Annotated in this window: 22 protein-coding genes; 19 read left to right on the forward strand and 3 right to left on the reverse strand. The window is 33.8% G+C overall.

Annotated elements, in window-relative coordinates; all coding sequences use genetic code 11:
* The first annotated feature begins 2 nt into the window (after window positions 1-2).
* The 15 genes from Q5I06_RS02280 (at window position 3) to Q5I06_RS02350 (ending at window position 11,841) form a co-directional block, all read left to right on the forward strand.
* Window positions 3-890, forward strand: a complete 888-nt coding sequence (locus tag Q5I06_RS02280; RefSeq protein ID WP_305516586.1) for a ParB/RepB/Spo0J family partition protein — start codon at window positions 3-5, stop codon at window positions 888-890.
* Window positions 891-965: 75 nt separating this feature from the next.
* A complete protein-coding gene (locus tag Q5I06_RS02285; protein ID WP_305516587.1) occupies window positions 966-1,391 on the forward strand; it encodes a F0F1 ATP synthase subunit B family protein in 426 nt (141 codons plus the stop codon).
* A gap of 11 nt (window positions 1,392-1,402) precedes the next feature.
* Window positions 1,403-1,912 carry a F0F1 ATP synthase subunit B gene (locus Q5I06_RS02290; protein WP_305516588.1) on the forward strand — a complete coding sequence of 170 codons (510 nt, stop codon included), beginning with the start codon at window positions 1,403-1,405 and terminating at the stop codon, window positions 1,910-1,912.
* Window positions 1,912-2,451 (forward strand): F0F1 ATP synthase subunit delta, encoded by a 540-nt coding sequence (locus Q5I06_RS02295; RefSeq protein WP_305516589.1) that lies wholly within the window; start codon window positions 1,912-1,914, stop codon window positions 2,449-2,451. Before Q5I06_RS02290 ends, Q5I06_RS02295 begins: the two co-directional genes overlap by 1 nt.
* A 20-nt stretch (window positions 2,452-2,471) precedes the next feature.
* Window positions 2,472-3,986, forward strand: a complete 1,515-nt coding sequence (gene atpA / locus Q5I06_RS02300) for a F0F1 ATP synthase subunit alpha (RefSeq protein WP_305516590.1) — start codon at window positions 2,472-2,474, stop codon at window positions 3,984-3,986.
* 15 nt (window positions 3,987-4,001) lie between these two features.
* Window positions 4,002-4,898: an ATP synthase F1 subunit gamma gene (atpG, locus tag Q5I06_RS02305; protein WP_305516591.1), complete on the forward strand. Its 897-nt coding sequence runs from the start codon at window positions 4,002-4,004 to the stop codon at window positions 4,896-4,898.
* A gap of 15 nt (window positions 4,899-4,913) precedes the next feature.
* A complete protein-coding gene (gene atpD / locus Q5I06_RS02310) occupies window positions 4,914-6,314 on the forward strand; it encodes a F0F1 ATP synthase subunit beta (protein WP_305516592.1) in 1,401 nt (466 codons plus the stop codon).
* Window positions 6,315-6,326: 12 nt separating this feature from the next.
* Window positions 6,327-6,722 (forward strand): ATP synthase F1 subunit epsilon, encoded by a 396-nt coding sequence (gene atpC, locus Q5I06_RS02315; RefSeq protein WP_305516593.1) that lies wholly within the window; start codon window positions 6,327-6,329, stop codon window positions 6,720-6,722.
* Window positions 6,719-7,291: a MotA/TolQ/ExbB proton channel family protein gene (locus Q5I06_RS02320; protein ID WP_305516594.1), complete on the forward strand. Its 573-nt coding sequence runs from the start codon at window positions 6,719-6,721 to the stop codon at window positions 7,289-7,291. The genes atpC and Q5I06_RS02320 overlap by 4 nt, the downstream gene beginning before the upstream one ends.
* The gene (locus Q5I06_RS02325; RefSeq protein ID WP_305516595.1) at window positions 7,291-7,689 is read left to right on the forward strand and encodes an ExbD/TolR family protein; all 399 of its coding nucleotides are present in this window, start codon (window positions 7,291-7,293) and stop codon (window positions 7,687-7,689) included. The genes Q5I06_RS02320 and Q5I06_RS02325 overlap by 1 nt, the downstream gene beginning before the upstream one ends.
* Window positions 7,689-8,405 carry a TonB C-terminal domain-containing protein gene (locus Q5I06_RS02330; protein WP_305516596.1) on the forward strand — a complete coding sequence of 239 codons (717 nt, stop codon included), beginning with the start codon at window positions 7,689-7,691 and terminating at the stop codon, window positions 8,403-8,405. The genes Q5I06_RS02325 and Q5I06_RS02330 overlap by 1 nt, the downstream gene beginning before the upstream one ends.
* Window positions 8,405-9,661 (forward strand): Tol-Pal system protein TolB, encoded by a 1,257-nt coding sequence (tolB, locus tag Q5I06_RS02335; protein WP_305516597.1) that lies wholly within the window; start codon window positions 8,405-8,407, stop codon window positions 9,659-9,661. The genes Q5I06_RS02330 and tolB overlap by 1 nt, the downstream gene beginning before the upstream one ends.
* Before the next feature lie 82 nt (window positions 9,662-9,743).
* Window positions 9,744-10,262, forward strand: coding sequence for an OmpA family protein (locus Q5I06_RS02340; protein ID WP_305516598.1), 519 nt, complete (start codon window positions 9,744-9,746; stop codon window positions 10,260-10,262).
* A gap of 78 nt (window positions 10,263-10,340) precedes the next feature.
* Entirely contained in the window at window positions 10,341-11,300 is a 960-nt protein-coding gene (locus Q5I06_RS02345; RefSeq protein ID WP_305520903.1) for a tetratricopeptide repeat protein, read from the forward strand.
* Window positions 11,281-11,841, forward strand: coding sequence for an FKBP-type peptidyl-prolyl cis-trans isomerase (locus Q5I06_RS02350; RefSeq protein ID WP_305516600.1), 561 nt, complete (start codon window positions 11,281-11,283; stop codon window positions 11,839-11,841). Before Q5I06_RS02345 ends, Q5I06_RS02350 begins: the two co-directional genes overlap by 20 nt.
* Before the next feature lie 861 nt (window positions 11,842-12,702).
* Here Q5I06_RS02350 and ligA read toward each other — a convergent pair.
* Window positions 12,703-14,682, reverse strand: a complete 1,980-nt coding sequence (gene ligA / locus Q5I06_RS02355; RefSeq protein WP_305516601.1) for an NAD-dependent DNA ligase LigA — start codon at window positions 14,680-14,682, stop codon at window positions 12,703-12,705.
* Between the two features lie 112 nt (window positions 14,683-14,794).
* Between ligA and Q5I06_RS02360 the strand changes: the two genes are divergently transcribed.
* The 4 genes from Q5I06_RS02360 to ppa are packed head-to-tail and all read left to right on the forward strand — an operon-like array spanning window position 14,795 to window position 18,627.
* On the forward strand, window positions 14,795-15,739 hold the full coding sequence (locus Q5I06_RS02360; RefSeq protein WP_305516602.1) for a chemotaxis protein CheW: 945 nt from the start codon (window positions 14,795-14,797) through the stop codon (window positions 15,737-15,739).
* Window positions 15,740-15,757: 18 nt separating this feature from the next.
* Complete coding sequence (gene aspS / locus Q5I06_RS02365) at window positions 15,758-17,506, forward strand: aspartate--tRNA ligase (protein ID WP_305516603.1); 1,749 nt, start codon at window positions 15,758-15,760, stop codon at window positions 17,504-17,506.
* A 19-nt stretch (window positions 17,507-17,525) separates the two neighbouring features.
* The gene (locus Q5I06_RS02370) at window positions 17,526-18,098 is read left to right on the forward strand and encodes an adenylate kinase (protein WP_305516604.1); all 573 of its coding nucleotides are present in this window, start codon (window positions 17,526-17,528) and stop codon (window positions 18,096-18,098) included.
* A 10-nt stretch (window positions 18,099-18,108) separates the two neighbouring features.
* Window positions 18,109-18,627 carry an inorganic diphosphatase gene (gene ppa / locus Q5I06_RS02375; protein WP_305516605.1) on the forward strand — a complete coding sequence of 173 codons (519 nt, stop codon included), beginning with the start codon at window positions 18,109-18,111 and terminating at the stop codon, window positions 18,625-18,627.
* Window positions 18,628-18,679: 52 nt separating this feature from the next.
* Here the strand turns inward: ppa and folE are convergent, their stop codons facing one another.
* Together folE and htpX are read right to left on the reverse strand one after the other, a co-directional pair.
* A complete protein-coding gene (gene folE, locus Q5I06_RS02380; RefSeq protein ID WP_305516606.1) occupies window positions 18,680-19,228 on the reverse strand; it encodes a GTP cyclohydrolase I FolE in 549 nt (182 codons plus the stop codon).
* Window positions 19,229-20,155, reverse strand: coding sequence for a zinc metalloprotease HtpX (htpX, locus tag Q5I06_RS02385; RefSeq protein ID WP_305516607.1), 927 nt, complete (start codon window positions 20,153-20,155; stop codon window positions 19,229-19,231).
* Window positions 20,156-20,188: the final 33 nt, after the last annotated feature.

The raw sequence follows: 20,188 nt of genomic DNA on the forward strand, positions 1-20,188 counted from the left end.
TTTTGGCAAAAAAAAATCTGGCATTAGGTAGGGGTTTAGGTGCTATACTTAGCGAGGTTGGTCAGGCTTATGAAAACAATTTCTCTGATAATTCAGAGCTTGTAGTTGAATTAGATGTTGATAATATCAAACCAAATCCTTATCAGCCTAGAAAACATTTCTCTGATGATTCAGTAAGTGAACTATCGCAGTCGATATCAGAACATGGGCTTTTGCAACCTATCTTAGTATATGAGGATGAAAATAACGATTATGTCTTAATAGCAGGAGAACGTCGTCTAAGAGCTACTAAACTTGCTAGTATAAAAACGATTAAAGCCATCATTGTTGAAATGGATTTGACCAAACTTAGAGAAATTGCCTTAATTGAAAATATTCAAAGAGAAGATTTGAATATAATTGATTTAGCTAATTCGTATAGGGAGTTGATAGATGATTATCAAATTACCCATGAAGAATTGGCAAAGAGAATCAAAAAATCGAGGACACAAATAACAAATACATTGCGTATTTTGAATCTATCTACAGAGATTCAAGAAATGCTAATAGAAGAAAAAATTTCTCAAGGTCATGCAAAAATACTAGTAGCATTAGAACAAAAAGAGCAAAAAATAGTACTAGATTCAATAGTGGGGCAAAAACTTTCAGTACGCGATACTGAGAGTTTGGTAAAAAAACTTAAAGACAGCAATGAATCCAAAGGCAAAATTGAATCTTTTGCAGATAGAAACAAATCACCAAAAACAGTATTAAACTCTGATCCCAAGATTGGAGAGTTGGTAAGTTTATTAAAAAAATACCTTATTTCTGCTTCAATAAAAAACAATCATCTTATATTAGATATTTCTGATAGATCAAAAATCAGCGAGGTCATCAAGAAATTATCCTGATTCAAACATTGTTTTTAAGGTATTTTATGCTAAAATACCTTAAATTTGATATTTTATATGAAACAGGGAGTTAAAATGACCATAACTGTAAATCCTTATTTGATGCTCTTGGTCTTTATAGTGTTTTTGGTCAGTGTTTTTTTCTTGAATACTTGGCTTTATAGACCACTACTTAGTTTTATGGATAAGCGAGAAGCTTCCATAACTCAAGATTTACAACATGTGCAACAAAGCGATCAGGAAATTATTAGAATCAACGAGGAAATAAAACAAATCATCGAAAATGCACGATTGGAATCAACTCAAATTATAGAACAAGCTAGCAATGAAGCCAAACTAGAATATGAAGCCAAAATTGCAAAGAAAAAGGTTGAGTTTGCTTCAAAATTAGAAGATTTCTTTGTAGAACTAAAGAAAGAAGAGAGTGTATTAAAAGATTCTCTTGTGGCTCATATAAGCGACTTTGAGTTATCTCTTAAGACTAAAATATCTCAGATGTAGGTGGAGTTAGAATGAAATATATTTTATTATTTTTACTTGGAAGTTCGATGCTATTTGCCGCAGACGTAAATATTTCTCAAACTGATATTGTGGAGAGAACTATCAATTTCTTTATCTTTTTGGCTATTTTGTGGTATTTTGTCGCAGATAAACTCAAATATATATTTACAAATCGTCGAGAACAAATTGTTTTACGTCTCAATCAAACGCAGGAAAAATTAAAGATAGCAAAGAAAGCAAGAGAAGAAGCCATAAAAAGGTTAGATGAAGCAAAAGAAAGAGCAACAGATATGGTTGCATTAGCAAAAAAAGAAGCTTATTTAGTATCTCAAAAGCTAGATGAACAGTTTAAATTAGATGTTGAGAATATGATTAAAAATAATGAAGCGTTGATGGAGTTTGAACGTAAACGAATGGAAAAAAAGGTAGTTGAAGAGATTCTTTCTAGGTTGTTTCAAACAGATGCTAGTTCTTTTGATGTTTCAAAATATGTAAATATACTAAATAAAAGGGTTGCCTGATGGTTGAAATAATCGCTAAAAAATATGCTAAAGCTGTTGTTCAGAGTATTGGGTTTGCTGATCTTGATTCTTTTTTGCAAAATTTAAAAACAATAACACAAGCATTTGCTTCAGATAAGTTTGTAGATATTATCGACTCACCCCATATTTCAAAAACAAAAAAACAGGATTTTTTACTTGATTTTATCGACAAGAAATATTCTAAATTTAATGAAATGAAGAATTTTATTAAAATATTAGTTCAAAGCAATAGAATTGATTTAATTCCATATATTTGTGATATGCTTAAGACCTACCTTGATGAGCAAAATAACTTCTATACAGGTATCTTATATACAGATAAACAGATAAAACCTGAAGATATAGAACATATTAGAAAAAATCTTTCAAAACGTTTGGATATAGATTTTAATATTGAGCAAGTAGTTACTAGCATTGAAGGTATCAAACTTGTGATTGAAGACCTGGATATAGAAATTTCTTTTTCTAAAGAATATTTCTTAAGAGAGCTTCGATCTTATATATTAAAAGCAATTTAATTTAAAAAAGGAGTTAAAAAGTGCTATCAAAACTAAAACCAGAAGAAATAAGTTCAATCATCAAAGAAAGAATAGAAAATTTTGAAATCAATATTGATATAGCCGAAACAGGAGAGGTAATTGCCTACGCTGATGGGGTTGCTAGAGTTTATGGGTTGAAAAATGTTATGTCCTACGAGATGGTTGAGTTTGATACAGGAGATAGGGGACTTGCTTCAAATCTTGAAGAGGGCAGTGTGGGGGTTGTTGTTCTTGGATCTGGTAAGAATATCAAAGAAGGAACATCGGTCAAAAGATTAGGCAAATTGATGAAAGTTCCTGTTGGAGATGCTATTGTAGGAAGAGTCATCAATACTTTAGGCGAACCTATAGATGGCAAAGGTCCTATTGAAAGTGCAGAGTATCAGTTTGTTGAACAAAAAGCACCCGGAATTATGGATAGAAAATCAGTTCATGAACCACTTCAGACAGGAATAAAAGCTATTGATGCACTCGTTCCTATTGGTAGAGGTCAAAGAGAACTTATTATTGGAGATCGCCAGACTGGAAAAACAACTGTGGCTATTGATACTATTATCAATCAAAAAGGTCAAGATGTTGTTTGTATTTATGTTGCTATTGGTCAAAAAGAATCTACTGTCGCTCAAGTTGTTAGAAAACTTGAAGAATATGGAGCTATGGAATATACTGTTATCGTTAATGCTTCTGCTTCCGAATCTGCAGCTATGCAATTTTTAGCTCCCTATACGGGAGTAACGATCGGAGAATATTTTAGGGATAATGCTAGACATGCTTTGATTGTATATGATGATTTGAGCAAACACGCTGTAGCTTATAGAGAGATGTCTTTGATTTTGAGGAGACCTCCTGGTAGAGAGGCATTTCCTGGAGATGTATTTTATATTCATTCAAGATTACTTGAAAGAGCTGCAAAAGTTAGCGATGAAAAAGGTGCTGGTTCTTTGACTGCATTGCCTATCATAGAGACTCAAGCAGGGGATGTTTCGGCATATATTCCAACAAATGTAATTTCTATTACCGATGGTCAAATTTTTTTAGAAACCGATTTATTTTTCTCTGGTATTAGACCTGCTATCAATGTGGGATTATCCGTTTCTAGAGTGGGTGGTGCTGCTCAAATCAAGGCAACCAAACAGGTTTCTGGTACGCTTCGATTAGATCTCGCACAGTATAGAGAATTACAGGCTTTTGCACAGTTTGCTTCAGATCTAGATGAGTCAAGCCGGAAACAATTAGACCGAGGTCAAAGAATGATTGAAGTTCTCAAACAACCTCCGTATTCTCCATTGTCTATTGAAAAACAAGTTGTTGCTATTTATGCGGGGGCTAAGGGATTTTTAGATGATATTCCTGTTAATAAAGTCGTAAAATTCGAAGATGAACTTTACCCATTCCTAGAAGCAAAATATCCTAAAATTTTTGAAGACATTAGAATGAAAAAAGCATTGGATAAGGATTTGGAAGCTGTCTTGTCAAAAGCTTTGGATGAGTTTAAAATAAGTTTTACAGCTTGATATTAGGAATTGTAAATGGGAAATAACTTAAAAGAAATTAGAAAACAAATTGGAAGTGTTAAAAATACCCAAAAAACAACCCGAGCTATGAAGTTAGTTTCCACTTCAAAATTGAAAAAAGCAGAGGAGATGGCCAAACGCTCCAGACTTTTTGCAAACAAGTTAAATGAAGTATTTGATGATATATTATCAAAAATGAAAACCAGAGGATTAGAGAATATTAACAGCAAGTATTTTCTGAACTTAAAAGATCGTGATATTAAAAAGGTAGATATTATTTTTGTTACTGCAGATAAGGGTCTTTGTGGTGGATTTAATTCTGCAACCATTAAAGAGGTCAGCCGTCTTATGACTGAGTATAAAAATAAGGGTATCAAAGTTAGACTCAGAGGAATTGGCAAAAAGGGTATTGCTTACTTTCTATTCAATGATATTAAAGTGTTAGATAAAATAACAGATCTAAGTTCGCTTCCTGATTTTCAAAGAGCTGCTGATTTTATAATGAAAGTTACACAAGATTACCTAGAAGGGCTTACTGATGAAGTCTTGATTGTTCATAATGGGTTTAAAAATATGATATCTCAAGAGCTGAAAGTAAAGGTAGTATTACCACTAGATTTTCAAACACAAGATGCTTCATCAAGTATGGATGCGGTTTCAATCGAACCCGACGAGGAAGAAGATGTTGTATTGGAAGAGTTAGCTAAGAAATATATACAATATAATATGTATTATGCTTTGATTGATTCTTTGGCTGCGGAGCATAGTGCTAGGATGCAGGCAATGGATACTGCGACAAATAATGCTGGGGAGTTGGTAAAAAGTTTGACAATTTCTTATAACAAGGCAAGGCAAGAGGCTATCACTACAGAACTTGTAGAGATTAATGCGGGCGTTGAGGCTATGAAATAAAGTTAGGAGATAAATATGCAAGGAAAAATTATTCAAGTTATGGGACCAGTGGTAGATGTTGATTTTGAATCATATTTACCCGCTATTAATGAGGCATTAGATGTAAAATATGATTTTGATGGTATTTCAAAATCTTTAGTTTTAGAGGTTGCTGCCCATCTAGGTGATAGTAGAGTCAGGACTATCGCTATGGATATGACAGAGGGACTTACTAGGGGACAGGAAGTTCTTGCTAGAGGAAAAATGATTGAGGTGCCAGTTGGAGATCAAGTATTGGGCAGGATTTTCAATGTTGTGGGTGAGACTATTGATGGAGGAGAACCTATAAAAAATCCAACAACTTGGCCTATTCATAGAAGTGCACCCACTTTTGAAAACCAAAGCACTAAAACAGAGATGTTTGAGACAGGTATAAAAGTAGTTGATTTATTAGCTCCTTATTCAAAGGGTGGTAAGGTTGGTTTATTTGGTGGTGCTGGTGTTGGTAAAACGGTTGTTATTATGGAGCTTATTCATAATGTCGCTTATAAACACAGTGGGTATTCTGTCTTTGCAGGAGTTGGTGAAAGAACTAGGGAGGGTAATGACCTTTATCATGAAATGAAAGAAGGTGGCGTTTTGGATAAGGTCGCACTATGCTATGGTCAAATGAATGAGCCACCAGGTGCGAGAAATAGAATCGCATTTACAGGTCTGACTATGGCTGAATATTTTAGAGATGAAAAAGGTCTTGATGTCTTGATGTTTATTGATAATATTTTTAGATATGCTCAATCAGGTGCTGAGATGTCTGCATTATTAGGGAGAATACCTTCTGCGGTTGGCTATCAACCCACTTTGGCAAGTGAGATGGGAAAACTTCAAGAGAGAATCGCTTCAACCAAAAAAGGTTCTATCACTTCCGTACAGGCTGTTTATGTACCGGCCGATGATTTAACCGATCCCGCTCCTGCCTCTGTTTTTTCACATCTTGATGCAACTACGGTTTTAAATAGAAAAATTGCAGAAAAAGGCATCTATCCTGCAGTTGATCCGCTTGATTCTACTTCAAGAATTCTAGATCCACAGATTGTAGGCGATGAACATTATAGAATTGCTACAGGCATTCAACAAATTTTACAAAAATATAAAGATCTTCAAGATATTATTGCTATATTGGGTATGGATGAGTTATCTGAAGAGGATAAAAAAACCGTTGAAAGAGCTAGGAAAATAGAAAAATTCCTTTCTCAGCCATTCTTTGTTGCGGAAGTTTTTACGGGAAGTCCGGGCAAATATGTAACTCTTGAGGAAACCTTGGAAGGATTCAAGGGAATTTTAGAAGGCAAATATGATCATATTCCTGAAAATGCATTTTATATGGTAGGAAATATACAAGAGGCTATAGAAAAAGCAGAAAAAATGAAAAGCGCATAAAAGGTATATCTTATGGAAGAGTTATTGGTTAATATTATTACCCCTTATGGGGAAATCTTTTCTGGAGAAGTTCGAAGCATTACTCTCCCTGGTTCAGAAGGGGAATTTGGCGTTCTTAGAGGACATAGTCATATGCTTTCTTTGCTCAAAACAGGTGTAATTGAGATCGAAAGAATGAATAAAACTAAAGATTTGGTCGCTATTAATTGGGGCTATGCGGAAGTAAAAGAAACTAAAGTAAATATTCTAGCAGATGGTGCAGTTGCAATTGGCGGTAAAGATGAAAATGAAATTTCTAATGCCATTTCTAGTGCAAAAAAACTTTTAGAAGAAGCTACTTCAGATAAAGTGGCGATATCAAATGTTGTATCCAGGATAGAAAACTCCGCTAGAGGTAAGATACAATGACCTCCATTCAAGCCTTCTTTTATGAAAGTGGTGCAGTAACGATATTTGTAATATCTTGGTTATCTATATATTTTGTTTTGACATTATGGATTTTTGTATATAAATTTTTTTCTATTAGAGCATCAATTGAAAGAGAAAAAAAATCCCTTGATAGAATCATAAAAAATGAACAAAAACTTCCAAATTATCCTATATTTGATATTCTTGGTACAAATGGAAATACCCCAAAAGAAATGTTACAAATCTGGAAAAATCAAGTTCTAAAATATAGCACTACAGGATTAGTCGTATTGAGTATAGTTTCATCCACAGCTCCTTTTATAGGTCTTTTTGGAACAGTGATTGAGATTTTAAATGCTTTTGGTAGGCTTGGTCTTGGTGGTCAAGTATCATTTGATGTTATAGCACCTATTATATCTAAGGCATTGGTTGCAACTGCAGCGGGTATATTGACAGCAATTCCGGCTTATTCATTTTTTCTCCTACTTAGAAGAAAAACTTATGATTTGTCTGTATATATTCAAATGCAGATTGATGTTATTCTTTCAAAAAATATTGAGCACAAATAATGGAAAATGATTTTAATTGGGATGAAAAACCTGAATTAAATATCACGCCATTAGTTGATATTATGCTAGTTTTGTTAGCTATTTTGATGGTGACAACACCCACTATTACTTATCAAGAGCAAATATCACTTCCAAAAGGCTCTAAAACTTCTAAAGCAGATGAACAAAAATCTCTTGAAATCCGAATGGATGCAAAAAAGAAAATATATATCAAAAATACTGTTTATGATTATAATTCTTTTCCTGATAGTCTTAATCTTTTAGCAAAACAATATGATAAAAATACTAGCGTTTATATCCGTGCAGATAAAAACCTCAAATATGATAATATTGTTTATTTACTCAAGAGTATCAAAGAGGCAGGGTTTTTGAAAGTTTCTTTGGTTACTAGCGATTGATGAATACAAAAAAGTTATTTATATTATCTGGTATTTTTTCTGTCGCGATCTATTTTATTGTTATTTTTTCTTTGATTTTTGGATTCAATCTTTCCAATCCCAAACGTTATGTTTCAAAATCTGATACAAGTATAGAGCAGTCCATAAGCATTGATGCCATTGTGTCTTCTTTTGAAAAACAAGATCAAGAGGATAAAGGGGGTAGTCCTGTAGAAGGCACAGGGATAAAAGATATTTTTTCTTCCATTGATTCTGAAACTCAGCCTACTGATGAAATATCTGACAATCGTGATGAGATCGCAAAAAACTTGGAATTAAACAAAAAAAGAAAGAAAGCCTTTGAAGAAATTCAAGGAAACTTGCAAAATATCAATTCTAAACTTCAGAATATTAGAAATAAAACTATTGATATAAAATCACAAACCCCAAAACCTGACACTTCTGATGGACTTTATGATGAATGGTTTTCTAAAGTGTATAAAATTTTGTATTCAAAATGGAACGCTAGTTTTTATCAGAATGCGTCTGTCAGTGTTCTGCTTACGATTACTGATAATGGAGATTTTAGTTATAAAATATTAAGATATTCTCGTTATGATGAGTACAACAAAAGTGTTCAAGCATTGCTAGATTCATTACAGGGAAAAAAGTTTCCTCCTTATCCCAAAGGAAAATCTATTAGTATAGAAGTAAATTTTAAAACAGAAGGAAATTGATGAAAATATTTAAAATTTTATTATTGATCTGTAGTTTTTATGCAAATTTATTTGCTATAGATGCAACATTAGACATTGTAAAAACAATTCAAACGCCAAATATTGAGGTCGCTTATTTGGATTCAAAAAATTCCGAAATGGCTAAAAAAATCTATAAAATTTTAATGAATGATTTAAAAGTTAGCGGTCATTTTGAAGTATTTGATGCGGACAAATATAGCGGTAATGTGAATTTCCCTGCCTATAAAAGCAAAAAAATTGATCTTGTGGCACGAGTAGAAGTTCAAAATACTGATAATGGAGTTAAGGCTAATTTATACCTATATGACATAAACGCTTCAAGTATTAAGATAAGTAAAACATATAATATCACCGATAAAGCCTTATATCCATTTGCTTCACATAAAATGGCTATTGATATTAACGATTATATAAAAGCTCCTTCTATAGCGTGGATGAATCGATTTGTTGTTCTCTCTAAATATACCAATCCTGGAGAAACTGATATTTTGATCTCTGATTATAGTTTGACTTATCAAAAAATTGTTGTGCGAGGTGGGCTTAATATTTTTCCAAAATGGGCCAATGCGGATCAGACAGAAATCTTTTTTACAAAATATTTAAAAAAACCAACGATTGTTAGATATAACATCTATACAGGCATCACTCAAAAAATTATTCAAAGCGATGGTATGGCTATCGTTTCAGATGTTAGCAAGGATGGAACTAAACTGCTGTTGTCGCTTGCACCAGAAACACAATCAAATATTTATCTTTATGATCTTGTCAGCAAAAAAAATACGCAGCTTACAAAATACCCTGGCATAGATGTTTCTGGGAATTTTATCAACAATGATACCGCGATGATTTTCGTTTCAGATAGGGCTGGTTATCCTAATATTTTTGCAAAAAAACTAGATATAAATGCACCTGTAGAGCAGGTAGTCTATCATGGTAGAAATAATAGTTCAGCTTCTGCAAATGGCGATTATGTCGTATATACAAGCAGAGAAAGTGCCAATGAATTTGGACTAAATACATTTAATTTATACTTGATTTCTACAAAAAGTGATTATATCAGACGCCTTACAGCCAATGGCACAAACCAAATGCCTAGATTTTCTAGTGATGGAGGGAGCATTATGTTTTTAAAACACACACAAAATCAAAGTGCTTTAGGAATCATTAGATTAGATTATAATCGTAGCTTTTTGTTTCCATTGAGCAATATTAAAATTCAAGCATTTGATTGGTAACCTAAAAGTTGAGAGCACTTGAGGATAAAATTAATTTTTTTGGGTATAATCAGAGCTATAATTAAATTTGAGGAGCTTTTTTATGAATAAAATTCTAGGTATCGGATTTGTTTCCATCGCTTTATTAATCAGTGCTTGTGCTGAAAAAGATGTCAGTGTTGCAAATTCTGGAATTTCAGAACAGGAAAATATTGAAACTGCAGTTGCTGAAGCACCACAGCCGCAAGAGGAAACACCACAGCCACAAACAACAGAAGCGATTCCTAGTGGAACAGTAGTGGGCAGTGTTTATTTTGATTTTGATAAATATAACATAAGACCTGATATGCAAGGGACAGTTGATGATTCTGCACAAAAAATAAAAGACTCCGATATGAATGTTTTAATTGAAGGTAATACTGATGAGTTCGGAAGTGATGAATACAATTACGCACTTGGAACAAAAAGAGCTTTGACTGTAAAAAATGCTTTGGTGGTAAAAGGCATAGCAAAAGATAAGATTAAAACAATAAGTTATGGAGAGAGCAAACCAATTTGCCAAGAGAAAACAAAAGCTTGTTACGAAAAAAATAGACGAGCTGATGTTAAGTTAGTTAAATAAAACTAAAAACAGTGATTATATATGAGGCAAACTATATTATCTCCTCATAAGATTGGTTCATATTTTTTAATTGGGGTGATGATTCACCCATTTTTTATTATCCCTTTGTCTGCAGAACCATCGGCATTTGAAATGCAAAGTGGTGCTACAAAAAAAGAACTCAGATCTCTTCAAACAAGTAGTAAAAATCTCGAAACTATTATAACAGAACTTCAAAATAAGGTTATATCTCTTGATCAATCTCAAGATGGAGTGAAAAGCTTGTTTGAAGGTCAATCCCTGAAGATAAAAAATCTTTTGGACGCTTCGGCTTCTCAAGAGAATTCAATAAAGTCTTTAAGCTCTGTTCAAGATACACATTCAAACACACTTAAGCAACAATCTGATTTATTGACTCTTCTAAAAGATCGTATTGATAAAAATCAAAAAGCTATCGAGGGTTTGAATAAAAAAGTCGATGATATTACAGAACTTATCGGACATATTAATTCTGATTTGATGGCACAACTTGAGCTTATTAAAAAAAATTTGGAAATTCCTACAACTCCAACAAGCACCTCAAATACCTCTAAAATTTCTAATGTAAAAAAACAAACCACACCCAAAGAATCAAAAACATCAAACACAGATACATTTAAAAAAGATGGCTCAAAACAAAAGACAATCTTCATTGAAGCTGAGGAGCTTTACAAAAAAGGGAAGCTAAAAGAAGCAAAAGAACGTTTTGAATGGTTGGTAGAAATGAACTACAGACCTGCAAACAGCCTATATTTATTGGGTGAAATTGCATACAAACAGAAGAATTATCAACAAGCGGTTGTGTTTTATAAAAAAAGTGCGCTAGAAAATGATAAGGCAAATTATATGCCTATTTTGTTGTGGCACACTGCTTGGGCGTTTAGATATTCAAAAGATTTGCCAAATTATGAAAAATTTTTGGATTCTTTGATATACTTATATCCCAATAGTGAGCAAGGTCAAAAGGCCAAGGACATTAGAAAAAAAACAAAGGATAAAAATGAACATAGAAACAAATAAAGTTGTATCTATCGAATATGAAGTGATGGATTTTGAAAGCAAAGAAATAGTTGATTCAAATATCGGTGCGAAGCCTTTAGAGTTTTTGGTCGGTGCTGGTCAGGTGATTACAGGTCTTGAAAAAGCGATTATCGGTGCAGAAATAGGCAAAAAATTGGAAATACAAGTCAAACCAGAAGAAGCTTACGGGATTTATCAGAATGATTTTTTACAAGAAGTCCCAAGAGAACAATTTGAAGGTATTGAATTACAAAAAGGCATGACTCTTTTTGGACAAGGTGAAAATGGACAAACTGTTCAAGTTGTGGTCAAAGATTTTAGTGATAAAATGGTAATGATAGATTATAATCATCCATTGGCGGGGAAAACTTTGCTTTTTAATATCACGGTTTTGGACTCTAGAGATCCTACAGAACAAGAAATTATTAGCGGTGGAGTCGGTGGAGGTTGCGGTTGCCAATCAGGAGATAAACATGAACATCATCACGGAGAAGGTGGATGTTGTGGTGGAGGCGGTGGAGGCTGTGGCTGCTCACACTAGAATCACACACCGATCTCTTTATGCCAAGCACAGCGAGTATAGCATTGCGGGACTAGGGAATATGGATATGCAATAGTGAGGGATTTTGCTTTTACAAAATCTCCTCTTTTCCCATAGGACTAAGAGGCGAACCAAAAGCAGGGTTTTTTAGCTTCCCTTGTCAATCAAGTCGTTTATAATTCAAGCTATCTTTATTTTCCCGATGACTACATCATTGATCAGGCTGTTTTTGTATTCTTTGAGCAAGGCAATGTATTTGTTTTGGGCATTTATGGCTTTGTCTATCTTATCTACCTTTTCATCGAGAAGATCCGCGATCTGCTTTTGTTCTAATAGGGGGTGGAAGGGGGATTAAAACATCTCCAAATTTATCAAAATACAATCTTAATCTCATTTCCATAATACCACGAGAATACTTCTTTACTTTCTTTGAAAATCTTTTTTAAATAGTTCGTGATAATATTTTCCAATTATTGGAGCTTTTGCTCTTGAAATATCGTAAGCCGGGCTTGTAACTCCATATATTCGGATAATCCAATTGCTCCCAACCAAGCCAACAATTTATTCACAATAAAATTACTTTTTTACCTTCCAATAGCCATCAGTCGTTGAAGCCTTATTTCCTCTTTCTTCAAGCTCTTTTCTAGGTTTTACACCGATGTCTGTGTAAATTGAAAGCAATTCTTCATTATTTTCTTTTGGAGCAGATTCAACGATTAGACTAAAAACATGCTTCAGCTTTTTAACCTCCCCAGTGGGTAGGGATGAAGCCTAGATAGTCTATGGCGGTATCTTTATAAGAGGGGTATGTTTGGAATCTCTGAAGAGTTATGTTTTCTATATTGGATGCTTATTGATGATTTATTCCCATTTTATCCCTTCTTTTTGCAATAATTGAATTAGTTCTGCTTGGTTTATTGATGTTACCATCAAACTTTTTGCCTTATCAAGTTTACTTCCGGCGTTTTCTCCATAGATGAGCAGATCTGTATTTTTGCTTACAGATGATGTCATTTTTGCCCCTAGTGACTCTAAGAGAATACTAACTTCCTCTCTAGGTTTGCTTAAAGTCCCTGTTAGTACAATTGTTTTGTTTGTAAAAACTGAGATGTGAGAGGGAATCGTTTGTTCTGGCTCTTTGGGATCGATAACTTCAAAGAGTTTTTCTATCAAATCTTTATTTACGATACCAAAATCAACAATAGAATTTGCCATTTCTATGCCTATACCATCGATTTTGCTAAGTTCTTCTGCTGGAGTTTCGAAAATCTTGCGGCCAAAACTCATCGCTAGTTTTTTGCTTGCTCCTTCGCCGATATGCTCTATGCTCAGAGCATTTAAAAGTCGCCATAACTGGATATTTTTGGTGCTTTTGATGGATTCAATAAGATTTTGAGCTTTTTTCTCTTGCCATCCTTGTAGACAAAGCAAATCTTCTATCTTGATAGAATAAAGATCTAAAATATTTGAAATGATTTTTTCTTCAAATAATTGATCGACTATTTTTTCACCCAATCCATCGATGTTTAGAGCCTTTCTGGAGGCAAAATAAACGATGGATTCCTTTACTCTTGCTTTGCAAGAAAGGTTTTGACAACGTATAAAAATATCTTCAATCAGTACTTCGCTACCACATTGTGGGCAATGAGTAGGTTTTTTGATATCTATTTGTGTGCCATCTCGTAATTCTACGATAGGTTTGATGATCTTGGGAATCACATCTCCACTGCGGATAATGATGACGGTGTCATTAATCTTGATATCTTTTCTTTGGATTTCTGAATAATTGTGCAGGGTAGCTCTAGAAATTATTGCTCCTTCTATCTCTGTGGGCTGGAGTTCTGCTACAGGAGTAATAACACCGCTTCGTCCTACTTGGAGTGTTATAGAGAGGATTTTAGAAGTTTTTTCAATCGCAGGAAACTTGTAAGCACAGGCATATCTTGGGGATTTGATAGTAAAGCCCATTTGTTTTTGACTCTGAAGCGAATCAACCATGATTACCATTCCATCGAGCATAATAGAATAATCTTGTCGTTTTTTTATGAGGGTTTCATAGAGGGTTTGAATTTCTTGAATATTTTGACATAGGGTGATAAAAGGTGTTTTATAAAATCCATACTCTAATATTGTATTTAAAAGTTTGTAAAAACTCCCTGTGTCAAAATCATTTTTTCCCATCCCCCAAGGGACAAATTTCAATTTTCTTTTTGCTGTTATTTTAGGATCAAGCTGTCTTAGGCTTCCTGCAGCTGCATTTCTGGGATTTGCAAAAAGACTTTCGGCATTTTTCAATCTTTCTTTATTAATTTCTTCGAAGTCTTCTTTTGTGATGACGACTTCTCCTCTAATTTCAATGGGGTTTTTATATGGGATTTCTAAAGGAATAGATTGAATGGTTTTTGCGTTTTGTGTTACTAGCTCTCCTTCTATACCATCTCCTCTTGTGGCAGCACTTTGGAGGATTCCGTTGTTGTAGTATAGGTTTAAGGAAGCTCCATCAAACTTTGGCGAACAAGTAAAAATGGCTTGAGGGTAGGCTTTGTAGATTCTATTAACCCATTCTTGAAGCTTTAGTGGCTCAAAAATATCATCTAAACTCCACATTCTCTCAATATGTTTGTATTTTTCAAATCCTTCTAAGAGTTTGTTTCCTACTCTTTGGGTGGGGGAAGTGGAGATAATTTTGTCAGGATTTTTTTCTTCGTAGTCTTTGAGCTGGTGATAGAGTGTATCATATTCTTCATCTGTTGCGATAGGATCATCAAGCACATAATAGTGATAAGCCATTTTCTTGACTAGATCGGTAATTTCTTGGTATTTTTGAAAATTTTCTATCATTGATACCTCATTTTGATATGAAATCAATCTATTTTTGGGTAATATTATAGCATTGATTTGGGTTGTTTGGTTTAGATAAAATAAACCAAAATTTACATTCAAGGAATCTATCTTGATAAATGATATTGACAAAACTACTTCGCTACATCTGAATAATGAGGTTCAATTTTTATGTTTCACGCTTGATAAACAGAGTGATTCGCAATTATATGCGATGAATGTTTTTAAAATTCGTGAGATTATTTATTATACCGGAGATTTTACCGAAACTGCGGGGGAAAACGATGGCGTAATGGTAGGATTTTTGACTGTAAGGGGTGAGTCGATACCTTTAATAGATATGAGACGTTGGCTATATTATAGCTCTAGTGATCCTAAACGTGATTTGAGGGCTTATTCTATTGATTCTCAAAAGAGCCTTGTGGTGATTTGTAATTTTTCAAATTACACTGTAGGTATTAAGATATTGGGAGTGAAACGTATTATCCAAAAGAATTGGTCAGAAGTGAGCGTGGGTAGTGAATATGGTTTTGATGGGGCAAGTAAGGTAACTGCTACTACCAAATATGATGATGGTTCTGTTATTCAAATACTAGATGTAGAGCGCATGGTTGCTGATGTTTTTCCTATGTTTGACAATGTTTTGAATCTCAACCTTCAATCTTTGGAGGCGATACACAGTGATAAAGTTATTCTTCTTGCTGAGGATTCTAAATCAGCGGCAAAATCTTTGCAGAAAATCATCGAAAAGCTTGATTTGAAGTATTTTACATTTCCAAATGGAAAAATGCTTTTAGATTATGTATTTTCAGAATCTTCAATTGATCATATAGGGGCAATTATTACAGATCTTGAAATGCCTGTAGTCTCTGGTTTTGAAGTTTTGAAAACCATCAAAGAAAATCCTCAAACCAATAATATTCCAGTGATTGTAAATTCTTCAATGAGCAGCGATTCTAACAAACAAATGGCACATACTTTGCACGCAGATGGGTTTATTACAAAATCAAATGCTGATGAAATAGAAGAATTATTGAGAAATTTTTTAATAAATTAATTGAATAAAAGGAAAAGAATGCGAACACATTTATGTGCTGATTTAAATGAAAAAGATATTGGAAAAGAAGTTGTCTTGTGTGGTTGGTGTAATACTTATAGAGATCATGGAGGAGTTGTTTTTATTGATCTTAGAGATAAGAGCGGACTTATACAGCTAGTTTCCGATCCTGCTACAACAGCGCATTCTGTGGCAACAAATGTACGCGATGAATATGTGCTTATTGGTAGAGGAAAAATCAGAGCAAGAGGAGAGGGGCTTGAGAATCCAAAGTTGAAAACAGGTAAGATTGAAGTTATTTTGAGTGATCTGATTATAGAAAACAAAAGTCTCACTCCTCCTATAGCTATTGGCGATGAGAGTGTAAATGAAGATTTGAGACTTAAATATAGATATTTAGATTTAAGATCGAAGAAATCTTATAATGTGTTTAAAATTCGCAGTGATGTGGCTATAACCACAAGAAATTCTTTGATGAAGATGGGATTTATGGAAGTGGAAACTCCCATATTATCAAAAGCGACTCCTGAAGGAGCGAGAGATTATTTGATTCCAAGCAGGGTAAATGATGGTGAATTTTTTGCATTGCCACAAAGTCCGCAGCTTTATAAACAGCTTTTGATGATGAGTGGGTTTGATAGATATTTTCAGATTGCAAAATGTTTTCGGGATGAGGATTTGAGAGCGGATAGACAGCCTGAATTTACACAAATCGATGTTGAGATGAGCTTTTGTTCTCAAGAAGATGTCATGCAAGTAGCAGAGAATCTTATCAAAGACATTTTTGATGTAGCCTCGATAAAAATACAAACTCCCTTTAGACGCATGAAATATTTTGAAGCGATGGAATCATATGGTTCAGATAAACCCGATTTGAGATTTAATATGCCATTATTTGAAGTGAGTGATTTATTTGTAGATTCTAGTAATGAAATATTTAAAAACATTGCCTTAGATACAAGAAAAAATCGCTTCAAGGCATTGAAGGTTGATGGAGGCGATGAATTTTTTACTCGTAAGACTTTGGGGGAAGCTGAAGAATTTGTTCGAAAATTTGGTGCTAAAGGTTTGGCTTATATTCAGATTAAAGAAGATGGAGCAAAGGGACCATTAGTAAAATTTTTATCTGAAGAGAATCTAAAAAAACTAATACAGAGACTTGAAGCAAAAGTCGGGGATATTGTGTTTTTCGGAGCAGGGGATAAAAAGATTGTTTGGGATTATATGGGAAGATTGCGTTTGAAAATCGCTGAAGATATGAAAATGTACCAGGACAATCAATTTGAATTTTTATGGGTTGTGGATTTTCCAATGTTTGAAAAAGCGGATGGACGTGCTTATGCCCTACATCACCCCTTCACTATGCCAAAAAATATAGATAAAGAAGATGTTGAAGAAATAGAATCAATCGCCTATGATGTTGTCTTAAATGGTGTTGAGCTTGGAGGGGGGAGTATTAGGATACATAAAGAAGAAATTCAAGAGAAGGTATTTAATATTTTAGGAATTTCTCAAGAAGAAGCAAAGGATAAATTTGGATTCCTGCTTGATGCTTTGAGTTTTGGAGCACCCCCACATGGTGGATTTGCCATAGGGCTTGATAGATTGGTGATGTTGTTGACAAAATCTAATAGCATTCGAGATGTGATTGCATTTCCAAAAACTCAAAAAGCCACCTGCCCACTTACAAATGCTCCAAGTGTTGTAGGTGAAGAACAGTTGAGAGAGCTTCATATTCGACTACGAAACCCAAGTTCTAAGAATTAAAATTTTAAGAGGAGAAAAAATGAAAAAGTTATTTTTAATTATCGGAGCACCCGGAAGCGGAAAAACTACCGATGCAGAACTTATCGCAAAAAATTTTAGCGATAAAATCGTGCATTATTCTACAGGTGATCTTCTTAGAGCAGAAGTGGCAAGTGGTAGCGAACAGGGGAAATTAATAGAGAGTTTTACTAGCAAGGGCAATTTAGTTCCATTAGAAATCGTTGTTCGTACTATTATCACGGCTATAAAAAATGCACCTAAAGAAGTTATTCTTATTGATGGGTATCCTAGAAGCGTTGAACAAATGAATGCGTTAGATGTTGAACTAAAATCTCAAAATGAAGTTTCTTTGATAAGTGTTATTGAAGTAACAGTTAGTGAAGAAATAGCTCGTGATAGAGTTTTGGGAAGAGCAAGGGGAGCTGATGATAATATAGAAGTTTTCAACAATAGAATGAAGGTTTATACCGATCCATTAAATGCGATTCAAGATTTTTATACCCAAAAGAATATTTTGAAAAAAATCAATGGCGAGAGAAGTATTCAAGAAATCGTGAGTGAAATGGAAACATTTATCCAAACTAAAATATAAGGAGTTAAAAATGAATATATCAAAAATCCCTGTAGGAGAAAATCCAGACAAAATAAATGCAGTCATAGAGATACCTTATGGATCAAATATTAAATATGAGATAGATAAAGATAGTGGAGCAGTCGTTGTAGATCGCATTATGTATAGTGCGATGTTTTATCCTGCTAACTATGGTTTTGTTCCTAATACATTGAGTGATGATGGCGATCCAGCTGATATTTTGGTTCTGAATGAATACCCGCTTCAAGCTGGGAGTGTTATCAAAGTTCGCTTGATAGGTGTTCTTATTATGGAGGATGAAAGTGGTATGGATGAAAAACTTTTGGCTGTGCCATTGAGTAAAATTGATCCTAGATATGATCATATTAAAGAATTGAGTGATTTACCTAAAATTACATTAGATAGAATCAAGAATTTCTTTGAAACTTATAAGATGCTTGAACCAAATAAATGGGTAAAGGTAAAAGGCTTTCAAGGTAAAGCAGAAGCACAGGTAATTTTAGAAAAAGCTATCAAAGCAGTTAAATAAGAATACAAACTCTCTCTTCGTGGGGAGGGGGGATGTCTAAGGAAATTAAGTTTTAAGATTTTAGAAGTTGCATAAACTCCGATCGGGTTTTAGAATCTGATTTAAAAAGTCCTCGAATTGCACTTGTATTGATCTTTGCATTTTGTTTTTGGACCCCCCTCATACTCATGCATAAGTGTTTAGCCTCGCATACCACCATTACGCCTTTTGGACTTAAGACTTCCATGATGGTATCTGCTATTTGAGTTGTTAATCTTTCTTGTATTTGAAGTCTTCTTGAATAAATTTCTACTAATCGCACCAATCCACTGATCCCAGCTATTTTTTTATCTGGGATGTATCCGATGCTAATATGTCCAAAAAATGGAAGAATATGATGTTCGCACATTGAATAAAATTCGATTTGTTTTATCATTACCATTTCATCACAAGCACCTTGTTCAAACACACTTCCAAGTGCCATTTTTGGATCTTTTGTGTAGCCACTATATAGAAAATCCCAAGATTCCTCTACTCTTGCAGGAGTCTGTTTAAGTCCTTCTCTATCGATATTTTCACCGATTTTTTTAAAAAAATAATCGAAATAATTTTGATTAGTCATTTATCTACCTAATAGAGATTTTATTCTGTTTTGGGTGCTAGGATGTGTGCTAAAGGTTTCAGAAGCATCAAAAATATAGGCAGCCTTGCGGGTAGGATTGGTATCAACCTGAGAATAATCGGTGCTATTATAATCAGCACTAATTTTTTGTAATGCTCTAATCATAGGTCTAGAATCATTCATAATGTACGCAGCTCCGCTATCTGCCATATATTCTCGACTTCGGCTTAAATACATCTGTAAAAAGAAAGTAAAGATGGGTAAAATAAATTGCAAAATCAATAAGATTGTCCTTGCTGTATTTGCACCTTTTTGGTGATTTGAACCTAAAAATATCCATACAATAGAATTCGTGACCAAAAGCATAATATTGCTTAATATTCCCACACACATTGTAAGTCTTATATCTCCATGTCTTATATGGCTTAGTTCGTGTGCCATCACTGCCTTTATTTCTTCATATTCAAGTCTCTTTATCAGAGAGCTTGTGAGTGCAATTAGGGAGTTGTTTTCATTCCATCCACTTGCAAATGCGTTGATATAGGGAGCATCGATAATGTAAAGTTTAGGGACAAATAAGGTATCAGATTCTTTGATAAGATCTTCTAAAATACCATATATTCTACGTTCTGTCTGATTCATCACTTTTGAAGGATCTAAGAGTTTATACTCACTTCCACTCAATATAATTTGTTTAAAATTTATAACAGAAAAACAAATAATCAAAACAGCCACTCCAAGCATGCAGAGTGTTGCAAGTGGAAAAATCTGAAAAGTGATAAGTTTTATCAATGCCTCAAAAAAAGATGGGGCATTGATACGAATAATATCTACAAGCAGTCCAATAAAAATAAAAATCACGATATAAGTCACTAAAACGGCACTTGTTTTTAAATGATTACGAAATATGATTTTTTGAAAATTCATTTAGTTGCCCTTTGTCAGATGAATATATTCTAT

Source organism: Helicobacter cappadocius (assembly GCF_030688855.1).
In the GTDB taxonomy this organism is placed as follows: Bacteria; Campylobacterota; Campylobacteria; order Campylobacterales; family Helicobacteraceae; genus Helicobacter_J; species Helicobacter_J cappadocius.

Excerpts from the sequence above, each read along its gene's own strand:
- Q5I06_RS02290 (WP_305516588.1), top strand. The coding sequence starts at position 1,403 with ATGAAATATATTTTATTATTTTTACTTGGAAGTTCGATGCTATTTGCC.
- atpC (WP_305516593.1), top strand. The coding sequence starts at position 6,327 with ATGGAAGAGTTATTGGTTAATATTATTACCCCTTATGGGGAAATCTTT.
- ppa (WP_305516605.1), top strand. The coding sequence starts at position 18,109 with ATGAATATATCAAAAATCCCTGTAGGAGAAAATCCAGACAAAATAAAT.
- Q5I06_RS02370 (WP_305516604.1), top strand. The coding sequence starts at position 17,526 with ATGAAAAAGTTATTTTTAATTATCGGAGCACCCGGAAGCGGAAAAACT.
- Q5I06_RS02340 (WP_305516598.1), top strand. The coding sequence starts at position 9,744 with ATGAATAAAATTCTAGGTATCGGATTTGTTTCCATCGCTTTATTAATC.
- Q5I06_RS02345 (WP_305520903.1), top strand. The coding sequence starts at position 10,341 with ATGATTCACCCATTTTTTATTATCCCTTTGTCTGCAGAACCATCGGCA.
- atpG (WP_305516591.1), top strand. The coding sequence starts at position 4,002 with ATGGGAAATAACTTAAAAGAAATTAGAAAACAAATTGGAAGTGTTAAA.
- htpX (WP_305516607.1), bottom strand. The coding sequence starts at position 20,155 with ATGAATTTTCAAAAAATCATATTTCGTAATCATTTAAAAACAAGTGCC.
- Q5I06_RS02325 (WP_305516595.1), top strand. The coding sequence starts at position 7,291 with ATGGAAAATGATTTTAATTGGGATGAAAAACCTGAATTAAATATCACG.
- aspS (WP_305516603.1), top strand. The coding sequence starts at position 15,758 with ATGCGAACACATTTATGTGCTGATTTAAATGAAAAAGATATTGGAAAA.
- Q5I06_RS02350 (WP_305516600.1), top strand. The coding sequence starts at position 11,281 with ATGAACATAGAAACAAATAAAGTTGTATCTATCGAATATGAAGTGATG.
- tolB (WP_305516597.1), top strand. The coding sequence starts at position 8,405 with ATGAAAATATTTAAAATTTTATTATTGATCTGTAGTTTTTATGCAAAT.
- Q5I06_RS02330 (WP_305516596.1), top strand. The coding sequence starts at position 7,689 with ATGAATACAAAAAAGTTATTTATATTATCTGGTATTTTTTCTGTCGCG.
- Q5I06_RS02320 (WP_305516594.1), top strand. The coding sequence starts at position 6,719 with ATGACCTCCATTCAAGCCTTCTTTTATGAAAGTGGTGCAGTAACGATA.
- Q5I06_RS02285 (WP_305516587.1), top strand. The coding sequence starts at position 966 with ATGACCATAACTGTAAATCCTTATTTGATGCTCTTGGTCTTTATAGTG.
- folE (WP_305516606.1), bottom strand. The coding sequence starts at position 19,228 with ATGACTAATCAAAATTATTTCGATTATTTTTTTAAAAAAATCGGTGAA.
- Q5I06_RS02295 (WP_305516589.1), top strand. The coding sequence starts at position 1,912 with ATGGTTGAAATAATCGCTAAAAAATATGCTAAAGCTGTTGTTCAGAGT.
- atpD (WP_305516592.1), top strand. The coding sequence starts at position 4,914 with ATGCAAGGAAAAATTATTCAAGTTATGGGACCAGTGGTAGATGTTGAT.
- ligA (WP_305516601.1), bottom strand. The coding sequence starts at position 14,682 with ATGATAGAAAATTTTCAAAAATACCAAGAAATTACCGATCTAGTCAAG.